This window comes from Leptospira perolatii (assembly GCF_002811875.1).
Taxonomy (GTDB): domain Bacteria; phylum Spirochaetota; class Leptospiria; order Leptospirales; family Leptospiraceae; genus Leptospira_B; species Leptospira_B perolatii.
Genome location: NZ_NPDZ01000006.1, coordinates 101,284 through 119,665 on the forward strand (window position 1 = coordinate 101,284; position 18,382 = coordinate 119,665).

Annotated in this window: 20 protein-coding genes and 1 tRNA gene; 9 read left to right on the forward strand and 12 right to left on the reverse strand. The window is 42.6% G+C overall.

Going from position 1 to position 18,382, the window contains the following annotated elements; genetic code table 11:
• Positions 1 to 7: 7 nt before the first annotated feature.
• Complete coding sequence (locus CH373_RS10985) at positions 8 to 892, reverse strand: hypothetical protein (protein WP_100713744.1); 885 nt, start codon at positions 890 to 892, stop codon at positions 8 to 10.
• Between the two features lie 188 nt (positions 893 to 1,080).
• On the opposite strand from CH373_RS10985, the gene CH373_RS10990 reads away from it, so the two are divergent.
• The 3 genes from CH373_RS10990 (at position 1,081) to CH373_RS11000 (ending at position 3,087) form a co-directional block, all read left to right on the forward strand.
• Positions 1,081 to 1,650, forward strand: a complete 570-nt coding sequence (locus CH373_RS10990; protein ID WP_100713743.1) for a polyhydroxyalkanoate synthesis regulator DNA-binding domain-containing protein — start codon at positions 1,081 to 1,083, stop codon at positions 1,648 to 1,650.
• Positions 1,651 to 1,714: 64 nt separating this feature from the next.
• A complete protein-coding gene (locus CH373_RS10995; protein ID WP_100713742.1) occupies positions 1,715 to 2,593 on the forward strand; it encodes a HEAT repeat domain-containing protein in 879 nt (292 codons plus the stop codon).
• Positions 2,594 to 2,685: 92 nt separating this feature from the next.
• The gene (locus tag CH373_RS11000) at positions 2,686 to 3,087 is read left to right on the forward strand and encodes a hypothetical protein (RefSeq protein ID WP_100713741.1); all 402 of its coding nucleotides are present in this window, start codon (positions 2,686 to 2,688) and stop codon (positions 3,085 to 3,087) included.
• 35 nt (positions 3,088 to 3,122) lie between these two features.
• On the opposite strand, the gene CH373_RS11005 is transcribed toward CH373_RS11000, so the two are convergent.
• Positions 3,123 to 3,196 (reverse strand) — tRNA-Val (locus tag CH373_RS11005).
• A gap of 245 nt (positions 3,197 to 3,441) precedes the next feature.
• Between CH373_RS11005 and CH373_RS11010 the strand changes: the two genes are divergently transcribed.
• Complete coding sequence (locus CH373_RS11010; RefSeq protein WP_100713833.1) at positions 3,442 to 4,290, forward strand: metal-dependent hydrolase; 849 nt, start codon at positions 3,442 to 3,444, stop codon at positions 4,288 to 4,290.
• 40 nt (positions 4,291 to 4,330) lie between these two features.
• On the opposite strand, the gene CH373_RS11015 is transcribed toward CH373_RS11010, so the two are convergent.
• Positions 4,331 to 5,623 (reverse strand): UvrD-helicase domain-containing protein, encoded by a 1,293-nt coding sequence (locus tag CH373_RS11015; protein ID WP_100713740.1) that lies wholly within the window; start codon positions 5,621 to 5,623, stop codon positions 4,331 to 4,333.
• 38 nt (positions 5,624 to 5,661) lie between these two features.
• Positions 5,662 to 6,471 (reverse strand): enoyl-CoA hydratase-related protein, encoded by an 810-nt coding sequence (locus CH373_RS11020; protein ID WP_100713832.1) that lies wholly within the window; start codon positions 6,469 to 6,471, stop codon positions 5,662 to 5,664.
• Between the two features lie 184 nt (positions 6,472 to 6,655).
• Here CH373_RS11020 and CH373_RS11025 point away from each other — a divergent pair, with 184 nt between their 5' ends.
• Positions 6,656 to 7,492, forward strand: coding sequence for a hypothetical protein (locus CH373_RS11025; protein WP_100713739.1), 837 nt, complete (start codon positions 6,656 to 6,658; stop codon positions 7,490 to 7,492).
• A gap of 11 nt (positions 7,493 to 7,503) precedes the next feature.
• Here CH373_RS11025 and CH373_RS11030 read toward each other — a convergent pair whose 3' ends face one another.
• From CH373_RS11030 to CH373_RS11045, 4 genes are all read right to left on the reverse strand, one after another.
• Positions 7,504 to 9,492 carry a SpoIIE family protein phosphatase gene (locus tag CH373_RS11030; protein ID WP_100713738.1) on the reverse strand — a complete coding sequence of 663 codons (1,989 nt, stop codon included), beginning with the start codon at positions 9,490 to 9,492 and terminating at the stop codon, positions 7,504 to 7,506.
• Positions 9,493 to 9,730: 238 nt separating this feature from the next.
• Entirely contained in the window at positions 9,731 to 10,384 is a 654-nt protein-coding gene (locus CH373_RS11035) for a class II aldolase/adducin family protein (protein WP_100713737.1), read from the reverse strand.
• Positions 10,381 to 11,037 (reverse strand): class II aldolase/adducin family protein, encoded by a 657-nt coding sequence (locus CH373_RS11040; RefSeq protein ID WP_100713736.1) that lies wholly within the window; start codon positions 11,035 to 11,037, stop codon positions 10,381 to 10,383. Before CH373_RS11040 ends, CH373_RS11035 begins: the two co-directional genes overlap by 4 nt.
• A 14-nt stretch (positions 11,038 to 11,051) precedes the next feature.
• A complete protein-coding gene (locus tag CH373_RS11045; RefSeq protein WP_100713735.1) occupies positions 11,052 to 12,533 on the reverse strand; it encodes an aspartate aminotransferase family protein in 1,482 nt (493 codons plus the stop codon).
• Between the two features lie 151 nt (positions 12,534 to 12,684).
• Here CH373_RS11045 and CH373_RS11050 point away from each other — a divergent pair, with 151 nt between their 5' ends.
• The gene (locus tag CH373_RS11050; protein WP_100713734.1) at positions 12,685 to 13,341 is read left to right on the forward strand and encodes a TetR/AcrR family transcriptional regulator; all 657 of its coding nucleotides are present in this window, start codon (positions 12,685 to 12,687) and stop codon (positions 13,339 to 13,341) included.
• Here the strand turns inward: CH373_RS11050 and CH373_RS11055 are convergent.
• The 3 genes from CH373_RS11055 to CH373_RS11065 form a co-directional block, all read right to left on the reverse strand.
• On the reverse strand, positions 13,333 to 13,671 hold the full coding sequence (locus CH373_RS11055) for an STAS domain-containing protein (RefSeq protein WP_100713733.1): 339 nt from the start codon (positions 13,669 to 13,671) through the stop codon (positions 13,333 to 13,335). The two genes, CH373_RS11050 and CH373_RS11055, sit on opposite strands and share 9 nt — an antisense overlap.
• A gap of 79 nt (positions 13,672 to 13,750) precedes the next feature.
• Positions 13,751 to 13,957 (reverse strand): hypothetical protein, encoded by a 207-nt coding sequence (locus CH373_RS11060; protein ID WP_100713732.1) that lies wholly within the window; start codon positions 13,955 to 13,957, stop codon positions 13,751 to 13,753.
• Between the two features lie 91 nt (positions 13,958 to 14,048).
• Positions 14,049 to 14,465, reverse strand: a complete 417-nt coding sequence (locus tag CH373_RS11065) for a c-type cytochrome (RefSeq protein ID WP_100713731.1) — start codon at positions 14,463 to 14,465, stop codon at positions 14,049 to 14,051.
• Between the two features lie 124 nt (positions 14,466 to 14,589).
• Here CH373_RS11065 and CH373_RS11070 point away from each other — a divergent pair, with 124 nt between their 5' ends.
• Positions 14,590 to 15,147 carry a hypothetical protein gene (locus tag CH373_RS11070; RefSeq protein ID WP_100713730.1) on the forward strand — a complete coding sequence of 186 codons (558 nt, stop codon included), beginning with the start codon at positions 14,590 to 14,592 and terminating at the stop codon, positions 15,145 to 15,147.
• A gap of 64 nt (positions 15,148 to 15,211) precedes the next feature.
• A complete protein-coding gene (locus CH373_RS11075; RefSeq protein WP_100713729.1) occupies positions 15,212 to 16,129 on the forward strand; it encodes an NAD-dependent epimerase/dehydratase family protein in 918 nt (305 codons plus the stop codon).
• 19 nt (positions 16,130 to 16,148) lie between these two features.
• Here CH373_RS11075 and CH373_RS11080 read toward each other — a convergent pair whose 3' ends face one another.
• The gene (locus CH373_RS11080; protein ID WP_243393364.1) at positions 16,149 to 16,964 is read right to left on the reverse strand and encodes a DUF817 domain-containing protein; all 816 of its coding nucleotides are present in this window, start codon (positions 16,962 to 16,964) and stop codon (positions 16,149 to 16,151) included.
• Between the two features lie 327 nt (positions 16,965 to 17,291).
• Between CH373_RS11080 and CH373_RS11085 the strand changes: the two genes are divergently transcribed.
• Positions 17,292 to 18,296, forward strand: coding sequence for a glycerophosphodiester phosphodiesterase family protein (locus tag CH373_RS11085; RefSeq protein WP_423789777.1), 1,005 nt, complete (start codon positions 17,292 to 17,294; stop codon positions 18,294 to 18,296).
• The last annotated feature ends 86 nt before the right edge of the window (positions 18,297 to 18,382 follow it).

The following is an 18,382-nucleotide window of genomic DNA, read 5'->3' on the forward strand; positions in this document are numbered from 1 at the left end:
GCAGATTCTAAGCCTCGAATTCGCGACGTGCTGCTCCGTCTCCGAACCAAGCAAAGAGCCTGTGGATCTTTCTCAAATACTCGATTCCTAAAACATCTCCAGGGAATTCGGGTATTTTAGAAAATTCGAAATCTCTAATGCTTCGAGGAGTTCCTCCCCAATTGATCGCCTGGTATTCGGAATCCCTGCAGGGCTCAGAGAGCAGAAGTCTATCTCTCAGAAAAATCAAAAGATCCTTTGGTTCAAAAAAAGCTTTCGCTAGATCTTTGAGTCCCCTTGTTAGATCTTGGTAGACATTTTCTCTATCAAAGTCGATCAGGCAAAAGCAAAGCGGAAAATGAGGATTTCCTTTAACCATTCTCAATTTTTCCGAAAGTTCTCTCGCGGGGAAAGATTCGGCGTCCAGTAGTAGCACTCCCGGCTTTGTTTCCTTGAGCATGTTCGGCAGACCTATGATGTCTTTGCACCAATGTGCATTGGAGCCGCATGCTTTCAGCAAGGAGCGAAATTTAAAGAAAAGATTTTCGTCTTTCGTAAGTATTAAGATTTCTGGATGAATCTGTTTTGTGATCCCTTGCAACGGAAACTCGTCCAAAGGATAAAAATTAAGATCGTAGACTCTAGTTACTCCCGCTCTCAAGTAGGCATTCTTTTCTTCTACGTCGAATCTTCCTAATACCGTGGATTCTCTGGACCAATCTTTTACGATCAGATTGTCCGAAGGAGACGCATCCTTTTTCCAGATTAAAGTATCTTTTGGGACAGTCGGAAATCCGGAAGATTTGACCCACTCTGCCGCGTTGATTCCTTTCCAACGAATCAACGCGAGTAGGAATTCCAACTCATCGTTAGAAATTCGATTTAGTAACAGAACATCAGATAAAAGCTTCATAAGAAGTAGAAAGTAACCGTATGGGTTTTTTCCTTGACCTTAGGGATTTTCAACCGATCCTAGAATTGGTGCGTTGCGAAAAACCGGCAACTAGAAAGGCAGTCCGCTCGGAAAAACGGAGTGCCTCATAGTCCAGGGCCGCGGCGGTCTTGTGGGAAAATCCCCAAAATGAATAGGTACCCACCCGAATGAAGGTTCTAAAAAGATACGCCAATCGCAGGTTGTACGACCCTGAGACCAGTAAAACGATTACTTTAGAGGATGTTGCGGAGATGATTATCGCCGGCGATGAGATCAAAGTAATTGATAACATGACTGGAAGGGATATTACACCGAAGATATTAGGCCAAACCTTTTTAAAGGTAAGTTTGGGCCAAAGAAACGAAGAATTCTCGAATTACATGCTTTCTGCCCTGATTCGAGAAACCGGTAAGAATGTGAGCGCCCTATTCGGAAGACTGGTACTAGGCGGTATCGGGCTCGCCTATCTTACTCGAGAGAAACTAGACAGAATTCTGCAGAGCATGGTGGCTCTAGGAGAATTGAAATTAGAAGAGGTCAAAAGCTATCGAGAAGACCTACTTACCAATCTTGCGCACCGAGCCAGCGAGAACCGAGAGCAAATCCAGGAAGACCTTAAAAAAGTGGGTCGAGAATTGGAAGAAGTCGGCGAAAAGGAATTGGCCGTGGAAGACCTTTCTGAGAAAATTCGGCGAATTGCAGAGCGGGTCCGAGAAAAGGATCCTAGTTCTCCATAATAGGCTTTTGCCCGGGTCAAGGGTGACCTTGTAATTGCCGATACTCTTTGGGAAGGGGGGATTCATGTCCGCTTTAACCAGGCTCTTCGCTATCCTACTATTACTTTTGATCTCTACTGGGATCATTGCAAAAGAACCAATCCAAGAAAAACAAGACCAACTTTTTTTTGAGCAGGTTCGAAGATTAGAAACTGGCACCTTGGAGGAACGCATCCAAGCTGCAGATTATCTAAAGTTTGTTCGAAGCAAATTAGCTGTCCATCCTCTCCTAAAAGCTTTAAAAGGAAATCCGAGGGTTCCGAAAAGTGACGAGAACTTTCCTACTCTCAAATTCGTAATCGCTCAGGCGCTCGGCGCGATGGAACAGGAATTTACTGCGCAGCCCATGCTCGAGGAATATAGAAGATTAGAGACTCAGATCTTGGAGAACGAAGTTCCTACGTTCAGTTCTCCAGACGGATACAACATGGTGATTGCAGTTGGAGAACTTTTGAGAAGCGTAGGATCCCTACCTTATGATAAAACCAGTGCAGATACGATCTCAAACGCATTAGGCCATCCTAACTTTTATATCAGGGCGTCTGCAGCGGATGGTTTGAAAAATCAAAACAAGAAAGATTCGCTTCCTGCATTGAATGCTGCCTTGGACAAGGAAAAGAATTCTTTTGCAAAAGTGTCTATGTTGAATGCGATCGTTTCTATAAATCGAATCGCAGATAAAAGATTCTACGAACTTTGTGACTTTCTGAAAGATGAATCTTCTATGGTTCGCTATCGCGCCTCTATGGCGTTAGGTGAGATAGACCTAAAAGCTGGAGAAATGTCGTTGCGCCAGGCTTTATTGGTAGAACATATTCCGATGGTAAGGGAGCAGATCCGCAAGGATTTGGCACTAGTGACCGGATTCAAATTACCGGCAACCACAGTGTTTTTGGGAGATTAAGGCTCTATACTTCTTTTCGAAAAGATTGGACCAAAATTGGATTCTAGTATATTCTCTTGCGGGAAATTATTTGTCCCGCGGAGAATCATCAAATGCTCGTACCTGAAAAAATTCTAATCATCGCCGGCGTGCTCAACTTAGCATACGGATGTCTATTTGGATTTCCTTATGCATTTGCGAGGATGAAAGCTGAGTTCCCTTCTAGATACCTGCAAGCCTCTCATATCGGACCTTTGATGCAAGGAACAATGCTTTTGGCACTTGTAGTAGCATTTCGTTATGCGAATCTGACGGAGGGAATCGCGTACTTTGCGGCCTATTTGCTCTCGGGCTCTTCTCTTTTCTTAGCTCTGAAAGATACGGTGAACTGGCTTCAATCTGTGAAAGACGAATTTCAGGAAAAACCGATCGCGGGCCGTTTGCTCGGAACCATTGGTGTGACAGCGAATATTATTGGGATCGCGATCATAGTAATCGGTGTTCTACTGACCTAAAATCTAAAAATCGCGTCGAGAAAAAGGTGAAAACCTGGGAGATACTGGGATCGAACCAGTGACCTCTACCATGTCAAGGTAGCGCTCTAACCAGCTGAGCTAATCCCCCGGTCAAGGCCAGTATTTGTCACCTTTCTTGCGCGTAAAGCCTTTTCGACCACATATGCGGGCAATCGTATGCGCTGATGAGTTAACTCTGTTTTGTGAAATGTTGGAACTCCAATTTCTTTTGGAAAACTTCGGATTTCCTGGCCGATTTCAGAATCAGCTAGGTTTTTTTGGGATCAGCAGGAGGAGGGAATCTTTCTAAGGTATCTTATTCGACAGAGAATGAGAATAAGAAAGGAGAGAGAAATGCCTGCACAAACAGAGAAGAAAAAATCGGTAAAACCTTTCGATGCGAGCATGCCTAGCGTTCGGAAAATGGACTTTGAAGGACTCCAGGATTTATCACCCCACTATATAAGTGGCAATAGCGTTCTAACTCACGCAGTCAATTCATACCATATCCTTTTTCCAGAAGGAGAAAGGTTCTTTATTAAAAGTGTAAAGGCTTTTGCCGACCAAGTGCAGGATCCTGCTTTGAAAGAAAGGATCAAAGCCTTTATCGGGCAGGAAGTACAACACGGAAAAGAGCACGAGAAAGTGTGGGATGCACTTCGCAAACAAGGTCGCCCCGTGGATCGAGTCGCTCGCTTTTATCATTTTACTGCATTTAAGATTTTCTTTCCTCTTGCAGAAATACTTTTTGGCAAAAAGTTAAAACTCTCCGTTACTGCTGCACTTGAACACTATACCGCCACTTTGGGAGAGATAGGAATCGAAAACAGGCTGCATGAATATGCTGAAGGTGACATGCGTCGCTTACTGCTCTGGCATGCTTGCGAGGAAATCGAACACAAGTCCGTGGCATTCGACGTTCTTAAAACAGTTTCCAAAAGTTACTTCCTAAGAGTTTTCGGATTCGTAATCGCCACCTTATTATTTTGGGGATATGCAATCGGCCTTCAATATTGGTTTTTGCTAACGGATAAAGAAGTCTCTTTTTCTAAATGGAGAGAGGACCTGAAAGGTTCGTCCGATTACATGCGAGTGACTGTCGGACCTATTGCAAAAGCAGCACTCAGATATTTTCGTCGCGATTTCCATCCAGACCAATCCGGCGGATACGAACTTGCAACTTGGGGCCTAGCCTCACTCTAATCGCACCCATCCAATCCAATTGCTCTCCGGTCCCCGGCTCTCAAATCGGGGAGCCGGCCTTTTTTTCGTCCAAGCTTTTAAAATAAGAATAAAACAAGTCTTCCACTGTTTCACGAGAGGATTTCCCTCGATTCCCTATTACAAATAGATGATCCTTTGCCCGAGATAAAGCAACGTACAGTATCCTTCTTTCTTCTTCTATAAATTCAGAATCTGCATTTAATCGAGTATTCCAACCTTCGGATAAATCCACAAAGATAGTATGAAATTCTAATCCTTTGGATGCATGGATAGTAAGCAATAGATCACTCGGAATTCCAGCCCTTTCATATTCTCGGATTCTGTGATTGGACCTGCATAGGATACGGAGTTCGCCTTTGCTCTTTGCATAAGCTCTCTCCAGAAAAGGGAAGAGATCTTGTATTCTTTCGACACTAATTCTGCCTACGGTTGCCTTGCCTTCACGATGAGCGACAACATCCTTGGGTATTTTACTTTTATTTTTTGAGATCGGAATCGCAGAAACCTCCACGATCTTAGGAAGGGATCTATAATTCGTATTCAAAAAATGCAACTTGGAAGGAGAGAACAATCTAGGAAAATCTAAAAATAATCTTACTTCCGTCCCTCGAAAAGAATAGATGCTTTGGGAATCGTCTCCGACAACCAGAATCGAGGAGGAATCTTGAAACTGTTTTAGAAAACGAAGCTGTTCGGAATCAGTGTCCTGAAATTCATCTACGAGAATTTTCTTCAGTTCGGTTTTCGAAGCCTCCGTCCAAGGCTCTTCATTTTCAAGATCGTTTAGAAAAATCGACACGAGATCTTCGAAGTCGAGCTTTCCTTCTCTTTTTTTATAAAGAATATAATCTTTTTCTAATTCTTCTTTCCATTCTGAGTCGAAGTCTGTAGGTAGATTTCGAAAGTCGGAAAGTAATTCATAGGGGATCCCTCCTACTAAGCCCGGATCCTTTTTGAACCAATTTTGAAAGAAAAGATTCTTTTCCTCGGGGGATACGATATTCGGTTTTCTGTTTTTGAATTCGGGGTGCCATTTTCCCAAAGCCTGGAAGCAGAAGGAGTGAAATGTATGAACTTTTACTTCAGGTGATCTGGTTCTGCGCAAAATCCTTTCTCTGATTTCTCCGGCGGCTTTCCTGGTAAAGGTAAGCACTAATATTTCGGAAGGCTCCAATCCTGTCCTGATGGAATGCTCGACCACGCCCACCATGGTGCTCGTTTTGCCGGAACCCGCTGCGGCGATCACTTGAATATATTTTGCATCGTCTTCGATCACCGATTGTTGTGTCTGACTGAATATCGTATTTGTCATACGAATTCAGTTCGATGCGATTGAAGATTGCATTCAATTTATCTAAACCAAAATCGAGTTCCCTTTTGGAATTTTTCCACCCCTTCTTTTATGCTCTTACTTTTCAAGACAGGATAAATTCCTTTTGCCTCGATCTCTAACGCATCTTCGAGTGAACGCCCGTAGCCCTCTATCGCAGAAGATAAGTCCGCCATGAGCGCATCCCTTGGCATGGAACAAATCTGCTTTGCGTATTTCATGGCGCGTTCGTAGCCTTTTCCTTTTGGAGTAACTTCCCATACCAAACCGATTTCTTGTGCTCTGTCTGCTCTAATTCTCTGCCCTGTAATGATTAAGGGCAAAGCAGCTCCTGGGCCGATCAACCAGGGAAGATACACAGTTCCACCGTCTGCGAGAGGAACTCCCCATCTACGACAAGCTACCGAAAACATTGCCTGTTTTTCTGCGATTCGAATATGGCCGTGACAGAATAATTCTAAGCCTCCCGCATACGTGTATCCTTGAGAGATTGTGATGACCGGCTTTCTTTGAACGACTCTGGTTCCGCCCATTGGACCGGTTCCATTTCGTGCCCATCTTCTAATTTCGTCGTCGCTAGCGTTTATGTTTACTAAAGTGTTTAACGCATTCAAGTCTGCTCCGGCGCAGAATGATTTATCTCCTGAACCGCGTAAGATCGCTACTACTAGTTCATCGTCTTCGCGAAACCGATTCCAAGCTTGCAAAAGTAGGTCTGCGGTTTCACCGTTCACGCAGTTATGCACTTCGGGTCGGTTGATGATAATTTCGAAAATCTTTCCGTTTTCAAGAGAATGAACTTTTGTGAGCACGGTTGTTTTTTGGTCCATGACTTTCCTTCCTTTCGATCGAACGCTAAGCAAGCCTTCAGAAATATACTTCCTTTGCAATTGGTTTTTGCTTTTGGGCTTGATAGGGAATAGAAATCGTAGCAATCTAGGGGTAAGCCCAAAGCTTACTCTGTTTATTAAAGGATCTATATAACCAATTACTGTTTTATTTTAGAGAGAATTCATGTTTAGTAGATACATTACGAAATTCAAATATTTTATTTTACTATTCACTTTCCTTTCACAATTCGAAGGATGTGTTGCAAATCATGATTCAGGTCTGATCACTGCGGATAATCTTCCGGCACTGCTTCAGATCTTAAGTCCCGATAAGCCTAGTGTATATTTTTCTTCTGTGAGAAATGTTTTCGTTTCGGTTTATTATGAAACCGGAGCAGAACCTGAAACCAGTTCTATTTTAGTAGGGGTTTCGAATTGGCAGATAACGATCGATAATTTGAATGCCGCCTTTTCCAATCGAGGTTATACGGTCTCGGTATTTGTTCCGACTACATTATCCGAAATGACAGAAATCACTCCCGAAAATCAGGCCACTTGGACAATCCCAGAGATACTCAGCCTCGCCGCCAAATATCAAACTGCAACTTCGGATTATACCAACGCTCGATTTTTCTTGGCTTTTGTTAAAGGCTATTTGGATAATAACGGGTCTCCCAATCCGAATGTAGTCGGAGTAAATATTTCCGGTACTCCGGTCACCATCGTTTTTAAAGATGTGGTAAATTCTTCGTTTACTCTATTGCAAAAACCGAGAGCTGAGCAGATCACTGTTGTACATGAATTAGGACATGCGCTAGGAATGGTGAACAATGGAGTTCCGATGGTCAGTTCTCACCAAGATGTAGCAAACGGACACCACTGTTCCAATTCCACTTGTGGGATGTACTACTCTGTGGAGGGATCTACTGGGCTAGGAACATTTACGAACGCTTTTGATGATAATGCTAGAGTAATATTTAAGAACGAATGTCTAGAAGATTTTAGGAATTTTAAGCCTTAAAATCTCAGTTCTTAAAAGCCTTTTGATTTAAGAATCTCGTCCAGTCTCCAAACGGATTGGTTCTCGGCGTCTAACTTTCTGGCGACTTCAAGCACCGTACGAGCATCATCATATTTCCCTAATAAACGATAGCTGTCCGTCAGATTGACTAAATTGGCTAAGCGCAGTGGTTGAGAGATTCTAACTCGTTCTGCAGCCTCGATGGATCTTTTATAGTCTTTCAAATGCTTGTAACACACCGAAGTCAAAAACCAAAGGTTATGAGAATTCGGATTAATTGTAAGATACTTTTCCAGCCAAGCTGCAGCTTCTTTGTAGTCCTTCTTGTCGTAATAGATTTGACCCAATAAGCGAGCTGCTTCTTTGAAAGAGGGTGCCATGTCCCAAGCTTCTTTGAGTGCGGTTATCGCAGCTTCAGGATCTTTTTTTCTCAAAAGTTCCTTTGCGTCTGAATACTTTTTAAGGGCAGCAGAGTATTTTGGACTGTCGATATCCACAGATTCTCTAAACCCAATTCGGATCAGCGATAGATCGTCTGTGATCACTCCTACTCCGTGAAGTTTATCAACGATTTCGTCAAGTTCGCCTTTTCCCTGTTCTACGATCCTGAGAAACAGAGTTTCGTCCTGATTCATCGTCCAGTTGCCGGTACCGTTTTGGGAAATGTTGATATCGTCCCGACCATCAGAACCTACAAATACGATATCGCGGGGCATGAGATGAGATTCCAAAATATTGAACCCGCTTTCGATCGGGGCTCCCAATTTCCGAGAAGCCGAATCATCAGTTAAGAAAGACGACTTTCCGTCTCTGTAAATCACTGCCCAAGGATGTTCTGCGTTCAGTAGGAAAAGTTGTCCCGTGGCTTCATTCACTAATCCTAATATGATAGAAGCCATCATGACTCCATCGAAGGTCTTGAAAATATTATCTAATTCCTTGTATGTTTGCTGCATCCATTCTACAGGAGTCTTTTCCAACACTCGACCGTTGCTCGCAGACCTGGTCATAATATTATTCATTGCAGTCCCGAGCACGATGGCGCCTCCGGCTCCTTGCATGGACTTGCCCATTGCATCACCGTTCAGGAACATGATCCATCGCTCTTTATCGGGACCGAAAAGGAGGTTTCCGCTGATGCAAATATCTCCTCCCAACTCGGATTCTCTGTTCTTAAAGACGAACTTTTTCTTCTGCTCGATATAAAAGGATGTACTTACTTCCAAAGAAGTATTCCAGTTTGTCATGAGTGGCTTGCTCAAGAGAGAAGTAAGATAGTAGTCCCCGTCTTGCTGGACTTTGAGGGCTTGGATTTCCTCCATCTTTTGGGTGACTTCTTTTGTACGGTCTTTTACCTTCTCTTCCAAAGTGTTTGCGTATTCTTCCTCGACGGCACCGATTAGTCGAAAGATAACGATAACGCTCCTGGTGATAAAGGATACAACGACCAGAAATACCAATTTTAAAGCTTGTTCTGAAATAGAAGCATATCCGGGTGAAATGACTTTTAATTCGTCTTCGGTGAATTCCACTCCACGAAAAATTGTATTTAGAATGATGATCGCCTGACAAAATGCGGCAAGAATCCCCGTACCGATCACGAAATTCGGATTTAGCAAGAGTCCCGAATACACGATGAATATCATATTTATCGCATATAGTACGATTTGACGGATTACCCCCGATGCCATATCTTTGTCCGTCCAAGAAGCGACAAACATTACGATTCCGAGAATGATAATATCTGCGGAAACAGAAATCTTTCCGATATGGCTAGGAATTTTTCCGGTCTTACGGGAAGAAATGATATTATAAATTGCGAATCCCGCCATCGTAGCGGTCCCGAGCAAATAAGCGGCATTCTGAACCGGAGAACTTTGAGCCCAGGAAGCTCCGAGAGAACCAAGGAATAGTACAACAAGTCCCAATCGAATTCGATTGATAGTAACTGGCCCTGTCGCGGCGATCTTGTCAGTGAGTAGCTCTTTCTTATCTTCCATCAGGGGTTTTCAATTCGGTCTAAGTTATTCGCTTAATAGCGTCTGTAAAATGATAACTTTCGCAATTATTTTCCAATTTTATTTAACGAACAAATCAAATGAATAATTTTTTTCCTCCGATATTATGCGACTAAATCGATTAACAGCGCAAATTCGAAAATAAGCAAGCTACATTAAGATAGCCATATAGATGGCGCTCAAGTAATAATCTTATTTCTTTTATATCAGCAAATGCCGTTCAGCGATTTTTCTCCGCCTGTTTGGAATACTTTCTTTGATAAACGAATCGAATTGCCTCAGCTTCGAACCAGGGAACCGCCTTACCACCGCCGAGGATCCGGGCCTCTACATAAGCCTTGCAGGCTTTTTCTAAAACCTGGCAAACTGCGTGCACGTCGTCCAAGGTGCTATGTCCGCAAAGAGCGCCCGCATCCTTGATTAATACCGCATTTCTTCTCTTAAATCCTTTGACTAGCCTTTTTAAGCTGCTCGGATCTTCTCCATACTTTACCACGACAGCAGTAGGTCCGACGATTTGTGCCATGTCGTCTAGCAAAGGACGTACTGTTTCACCGGCCATGGAGCAAGTTAGTACATTCTCCTGAGTAGAGTGCAGGATTACGTTGACGTCGTTCCTAGAAAGATACAACGCAAGGTGAGCGTGAGCTTCTCCAGGAATATCCGATGGGAACACCTGATTCGGAGCTAAAGGAAGTGCTAACAAAGAGTTCTTGGTCTTTTTTCCTAGGCTGTTCAGATCCGCCTTTTTGGGAGTGATCCAAATCGTATTTCCGATTCTGAGACTTGCGCAGCCATTTTTTGTGAGAATCCCTTCTTTGACGAGCTGCGGCAGGAACTTTTGCAATTCGAGCGGGCTTTCCAGCTTTTTCATGCAATGGCCTCCTGGCCGAATTTTTGCAGATACCAAGCGCGAATGGATTTTCTGCTAGAATCTTTTGCTCCGGAAATCTTAGAGAATTCCAACTCAATAAATTCTTGGCAAGCCTTCTCTAAAGCTAGGGCAACCTGGAAAGCATCTTCCATATCTTTGCCAATGCAAAGAGTTCCGTGATTTGCGAGAAGAACTGCCTTGCTTCCGGATTTGTCCAGAGCGTGCACTGCCATTTTGATCAGCTTCTTTGTTCCAGGTAAAGAGTAATCGGTGCAGAGAACAGGCCCGCCGATAATCTTTTTCATTTCCTTGTTCAATACCGGAACATCTCTTCTGGCAGCAGCTACTACTGAAGCCTGCAATTGGTGCGTATGGATTACCGCGAGAATATCGGATCTAAGTTTGTAAGTTTCCGCGTGTAAGCCTTTTTCATAGGAAGGTTTGATTCTTCCTACATGCTCCAGAGTATGAAGGTTTACTTGTACCATTTCTTCCGGTCTGAGATCTTCGTAAGTCCTTCCTGTTGGAGTGATCACGAAGTTGTCCTGGTCTATCCTTTGGCTGATATTTCCCCAGCTGCGAGCGATCAATCCCGCCTTCAAAAGTCTGATTCCGGTATCTCGAACTAATTTCTTGGACTTGTCGATATCCATATCCATTCCTCCGTTTACTTGCGGGTGGAAGTAACTCCTTCCACTTTTTGAAAGACTCTTTCAAATCTTTTTAATGCGTCGTCAATGACTGCGTCCGTATCTGCAGCGCTTGTGTAAAGACGGCTACCTGCGAGCGTGACAATTCCTTCTGCCATGTACGCGGCTCCCATCTCTTCCATTGCATGCTTTCTGTGGTGAGCTTCTTTGATCGTACTTTTAATCTTCCAAAATTTCTTGAAGTCGATTTCTAAAAGCATAGTTCCGACAGTTTCCAAGTGGCAAATAGAGCCTTGGTTGAAAGCAACAAAAGGTAAGTCGTATTTTTGGATCAGCTTATTTAGACCTGCGGTAATTCGATCTCCGGCTTTCCCTGCTTTTTCACATGCCTTTTGTTTTTCGATTTCGCAGAGAGTGTAGTATCCTGCAGCGGAGCTAAGCGGATTTGCAGCCATGGTTCCGCCGATTAATGCCTTTTTGGTCCCGCTTTGGATTCCGGCGGCCAAATACTTCATGTATTCTTTTTTTCCTCCGAGTCCACCTGCAGAAGGATATCCTCCGGCCACGACTTTTCCAAAAACTGTGAGATCTGGAGTGATCCCGAAGTAACCTTGTGCGCCGCTCATCCCGATTCTAAAAGCAGTGACTACTTCATCAAAAATTAGTAATGCACCGAATTTGTCGCAGAGTTCCCGAACTCCTTTGTTGAAGTCCGGATCCAGAGGACGAGTACCGCTTTCGGGTCCTATAGGCTCGATCAGAACTGCGGCGGTTCCACCTTTCCAACGATTTCGTTTTAAAACTTTTTCTAATGCGTTTAGATCGTTGGGATAAAATTCCTGGGTATATTTAAATACGCTCTTCGGAATCCCGTTTGCCTCAAAATGTCTGGTCCCTGGGATTCTGAGTCCGTAAGCGAGCTGGTCGCTCCAGCCGTGATAGGCTCCTCCCATTTTGACCACGTTTTTCTTTTTTGTGGCAAGCCTAGCAACTCGGATCGAAGCCATACAAGCTTCGGTTCCGGATCCGAGCATGCGAAACATTTGCACGGACGGCATATGTTCTACGATTTTTTCGGCTAATTTCAGCTCGTACTCATGGAACAAGCCGGTTACCGGACCGGTAGAATCTAAAAGTTGTTTTGCCTTATCCCGTACAGACTTGGGATTGCTTCCTAAAACTGTAGGACCTCCACCTTGGAGAAAGTCGACGTACTTATTTCCGTCCAAATCGTATAAGTAGGGTCCAGTAGCTTTTGTGAATACGAGCGGAAAGGGAAAGTTGAAAGCCAAATTGTGCTGAACCCCGCCCGGGATATAATTAGAGGCAACTTGGATCATTTCCTTGGATTTTTTGCATTTCTTTTCAAAATATTCATTCAGATAGCGATCCATCTCTTCTTTTCGAATTGAACGAATCGGCTGTTGAATCAGTTCCTTTAGCTGACTGTATACTTTCTTTGTATCTGGGTATTTGCTGATCGCAAAGCCGGTGGCCATGTTCCGTTTCCTCTTTTCTTCGAATTCTAGTTGACAGTGAGTGAATGCTCACTCACTGTCAACTAGAAAATGTTCCCCCCGGGAATTTGGTTGAAACCTAGGTTTCTTGGGAGGGCAAAGCAGAAGGGAATTCTATCCATTGGCTCTACCTATGTCAAAAAAATACTACCAGGAACCATTCGAACGTATTTCGGAAGAAAAGCAGAATCGAATCCTTTCTGTTGCCATCGCAGAATTTGCAAACAAAGGCTTCAATAATGCAAATACCAATACAATTGCTACGAAAGCCGGAATAAGCGTAGGATCTCTTTACAAATACTTTCAAACAAAGGAAGAATTCTTTCTTGCTGCAGTGAATCACGGGATCGGACAGCTGGAGAAAACACTCGCTTTTGTATTACTCGAGGAGAATGATCTATTTGGAAAAATAGAAAGCATTCTCAGAATTATACAGCGTCATTCTAGAGAGAATCAGGACATAATCCGACTTTACAATGAGATGACATCCGAGGGGAATTCAGAGCTAATTCGCAAACTGTCTTCGGAGTTGGAATCAGTATCTGCTCAGTTCTACACTCAATTAATCGCAGAAGCCAAAAAAGAGAAGGTTGTCAGTTCAGATATAAATGAGAGATTGTTCGCCTTTTGCCTGGATAATATCTTTATGACTCTGCAATTTTCTTACGCATCCGAATATTACAGAGAACGAATGAAGATTTATGTCGGTTCAGATGCGTTTGAGCGAGATGAGGAAGTGATTTCGGAGCTGATGAAATTTATTAGAAGGGCGCTTACTGGACTAGCCTAACGCTTCTTGTAAAGTATTGTGTATCAATACAAAGTCGGTTAAACCAACGATATCCATCACTTTTTTAAAATGGTCGTTTAACCCAGCGAATTCGATCTTTGCGGAAGATTCTGAGGCTTTCGTAATCAAGCTGATCAAGGTCGCTAAACCTGCAGAATTGATGTAGGAGGTCCCCTGAAAATTCAAAATAACTCTAGATCTTCTGGATTCCGGAATGGAATGATAATGTCCGACTATGTCTTCATCGGCTTCAGAGGTAATTTCACCAGATATATGTAGGACTGGAACAGAAGGATCTAAATCGACTGTGATTTTGAATTCATCAGACATATATCGTATTTATCACTAAGAACTAGTCTACCAGACTCAGTCAACCTCGATTCAGTGAAAACCAAGAGTAGAAAAATTACTAAGCGTAATTTGCTAGCTCCTCCGGAGAAAGTCTGTCATAAAACTTTCCGCATTTTGTGCATTGAAATCTGACTTCAGTCGGCTTGGAAGAAATTCCAAAAAGGATCAAAAACCAAGCGGACTTTGAGTAGGACTTTACTTCCCTAGAAAAAGGAGAAGTTCGCTGGATTCCGCAGTTTTCACCGCAGGGAGTAGGTTGGTTCACAAGGACTAGATTGGAATCTACCTGAAAAAAGTGCCAGAAGAAAAGTGGAGAATTTTCGAACGGGTGGGAATCTTCCCACCCGAAATGAGGATTAATTCTGATTTAAGTAAACTACGTACTTTGCAAGATGCTTCAGATTTTCGTCGCCTAAGAATTTGTAAGCTACCATCGGAGTACCGGCAATACCGTTGTTCAATGTTTTCAAGACTCCTGCCTCGGTAGGACCATTTTTCCACTGAGAAGCCGGAGCTTTATAATTTCTAGGTTTTGGATTGAGGGAAGCAGCAGCTGCTCCGTCGCCGGCACCTTTTTCACCGTGACAGGAAGCGCAGTTTTGCATAAAAATTTCTTTTCCCTTAGTGAGTTCCGGACTCAATTCCGCGCTTACAGCACTAGGTGCCGGAGCAGCAGATTCGGAAGAAGATTCGTTTTTATCTCCGCAGTTCAGAACTAGAGCCAAGGACACGATCACCGTCGATACGGACAGTAAAAGAGCACTTTTTTTCATGGAATAACTCCTTGTTTATAGTGCCCAATTTTTCCGGAATCCACTGTAAAGTATAGGAATTTTTGTCACAGTATTGTCCGAAAAAAAATGAGACAGAATTAATGAGTGTCTTAATCATTTTTGCATGAACCGTCTGGTACTTTTGCTTTTTCTGCTCGGCCCTCTTTTGGTCGGGGCTTCTTTTGTAAAATGGATTCGAACCAAAAAGGATCCGACTAAAAATACTTTACTAGGAATGCTTGGGCTCATCCTTACTGCGCTTTCTTATAGTGCAGGATTTGAATTGATGGAGGAAGTTCCGATCTTTCTCGCAGTGATGTTGCTAGTCCCGGGTTTAGCAATCTTTGCTTCGATCGCAATGTATTTTCAGGAAGAACTAGCCAGAGGCTTGAAAGAACATGAGTTTAGGTTTAAAGAAATCGCCTTTATGATTGTTTCGGGAATAGTGCTGACGCTTTTTGTTTACTCTCTTGCTTTTATCCTGAAAAGGGAAACAGAGAGGATTGAAAGCTATAGCATGGCAGCGCTTTCTGGAACCATATGCGCTTTACTGACTATACTTGCATTTAGGCATTTTAAGAAATTAGAAACTAGTTCTTCGCGGTTTTTGTTTAAGGCAAAGGTATCGTTAGTAATTTTATTTGCTTTGGAAATTGGAATTGTGTTACTCCTAGTCGTATAACAACGTGAATATACGATTCATGTGAATCTATGAAAAGGAAGCTATTTTAGCAAAATACATATTTATGAAAATCTTTGTAACAGGTGCAACCGGCTTTTTAGGCAAAAGAGTAATCAGAAAATTCATTACAGTCGGTGGGCATAAGCTCTACGGACTCTGTCGTTCAGAATCATCCGCGGAAAAGCTAAAGGAAATGGGCGTGACTCCGGTGATTGGAGATTTGGATTCAATTTCAGAGTTGCAGCCTTTCTTAAAAGCGGAAGGGATAGAGGCGATCATCCACCTTGCCGCAGAGATAGCGACCCAGAGAAGTTCTAAAAAGCTTTGGAAAACAAATCATGAGGGCACTAATAGGCTGCTTGAAATTGCTAAAACTCTTCCCAACTTAAAAAGGTTTATTTTTGCGAGCACGGTGGTGGTCGGAGAAAGCGAAGGCAAGGTTCTAACAGAGACTGATTCACTGAATGTGGAAACCGAGTACGGGAAAACAAAACAGGCTTCTGAAAAAGTACTTTTAGAAGCTTTTCGTTCTAGTAAATTTCCTGTAATCATCTTAAGACCGTCCCATGTCTACGGGGCAGGTGGTTGGTTTTCAGATCTTATGAAAGATATGAAAATCGGTTTGTTCCGGATTCCCGGCAACGGAGAAAACTTTTGGGACGTAGTTCACGTGGACGATGTTTCTTCGGCGATCGTCCATTTATTAAAATCGGGTACGATTGGAGAAATTTATCATGTAGTAGATGATACCCCGGTGACAATGAATGATTTTTTCCAAGAGGCAGGAGCTTATATTGGCAAAAAAAAAGTGGGCCATGCTCCAGTCTTCTTAGCGAATTTGCTAAAGGGCAAAGATCCAGTGAGAGCTGCAACTCGGTCTGCCAGAAGTTCTAACGCAAAGATTAAGAAAACAGGATGGAAGCCGGACTATCCAAATTATAAGCTTGGGTTAAAGCAAGTATTTCAGGAATTAAGAAAATAATTTCCGAGTAAATGCATTCTCAGGAAGCTTGGAAGAAGTCGTCATCAGCGAAGTCTTCCTCGTCAGAATATAGCTCTTCCTTCACATGTTTTAGCTGCGCAACAATAATGATACTGATCACCACTAGTAGAAACCAAGAACTAAGTTTTCCTAGATGAACTAGCTTCCATCCACCCATTTGATCTGGATAATTCCAGGCGCCTAGAAATGTGGAGATATTTTCTGCGATCCATATAAAGAAAGCGATGAGAAAAAAGGAAAGGGTCATCGGCATCCTGTAAGTCTCGTGGTTCACGGTAAAAGAAACCCAGGTCTTAAAGAAGAGAATGAATAAGAGTGCAATCAATATCCACCTCAGATCCGGGATAAAATGATGGGAGAAGAAATTTAAATATACTCCTAGAGAAAATAAGAATGCCAGTAGAGAAGGCGGCCAATTACTTAAGGAAAGATTGAATCTTCTCCAAGCCTGGCATATATAGCTTGCTACGCTCGCATACATGAATCCGCTATAAAGTGGGACTCCGAATACTTTCGAGTAGGCGAATTCTGGATAGGCCCACGATCCCATCTTGGTTTTGTATATTTCTAATGCCAGTCCTATTAAGTGAAAAAGAGTAATTACTTTCAGCTCATCCTTTGTTTCAAGTTTAGTGACGAGCATTAACACTTGCAAAATTATGCATACAAGAAGTATGAAATCGTACCTTGGAATAAGCGGAGAACCTAGATATTTAGTAATTCCTAATGTAAGAAATATAAAACCGGGAAAAATGCAGGAGAGGGCTTGTTGAAAACCGAACTTGAAAAGTTGTCTGCTAAAAGATAAAATCAAAATGGTATCGAAATAAATTATAGTATAGTCAAGAAAAGACTAGTAAGTATCATGTTCGGTAAAATTCCAGCAAGATTTGTAGGAGCTCCTACAGGAAAGAGACGCTCCAAAAAGGCTTGCTGGATATGCGATCTTCTGATATTTGGCTTAGATTGAATTTGGGGGGTTTTTCCCACCACCGGCCCCCCACCCAAAGCAGGGCGGGGCCCTCAAAAATTTCACTCAGAAAAGAGTACATTCCCTAAAAACAGGGAGACGATCCTGCTTGTGATGGTTTCATTCTACGAAGCCTTTATCCAAATCAAAAGCGAGTGCAAAATGCAAGAAATAGTAAGAAGCCAAAATGAAATAGTGGGTAATTTGAATCGGTTTGTTTCCATCTTACCTGTCGCAATCGCGATTCTCGTTTTGGTTGTATCCTGTGATTCAAAGCCTTCTCTCGTTAATGCTCCTCTTGATGGAAAGGTAGATTTGCAAGGACACAGAGGCGCTAGAGGTTTGAAGCCGGAAAACACTTGGCCTGCGTTTGAAGAAGCAATTAAATACGAAATGACTACCCTGGAGCTGGATACAGTATTAACAAAGGATCATAAAATTGTAATACATCATGATTCAGAAACGAATCCAGAGATATGCAGAAAGAAAGACGGACAAGAAATAATATCGGTATCTTTGTATGAATTGAATTTAGCAGACTTGAAACTCTTGGATTGCGGAGCAAAACAAAATCCTAAGTTTTCAGAGCAGCAAACGGTTCCAGGAACTCAATTATTAACGATCGAAGAATTTTTCTATTTAGTTGCAAAGGAAGAAGCTAAAAGAAAGGGTCGGCTTCCGTTGCAGTTCAACATTGAAACAAAATTTCCAAACGATGAAAAATCAGAAGTATCTTCGGAAATCGTAGAAAGCCATGTTTCCAAACTAATACAAGCGATCGAAAATGCTAAAGTAGAAACTCGAACTACGATTCAATCTTTTTATCTACCTTCCATTGAACTAGCGAAGAAGTTGAAGCCGAATCTTAGGACTTCCGCTCTTTTTACGTTAAGTTACGTCGATGGAGCAAAAATAAAACTGGGGTTAGGCGATTCTTTGAGAAAGAAGGTCATTGAATCAGCTAGAGGAGTAAAGGCCGACATCATATCACCTCACTACCTATATGTGAACGATCAGTTTGTTTCGGATGCACATTCGTTCAATTTACGGGTCATCCCTTGGACTGTCAATGAGCCCTTGGAAATGGAGCGCCTGCTAAAGGCAGGAGTGGACGGTATTATTAGCGATTACCCGGATCGATTGGCTTCTTTAGTGCGAAGAGATCGAAAAAATTGATCCTTTGAGTGATGTACCCTGTTCATTCTATGAGTCAAACACTAGATTATAGAAAAGAAATCTCACGAAGCTGATCCTTCAGTGCT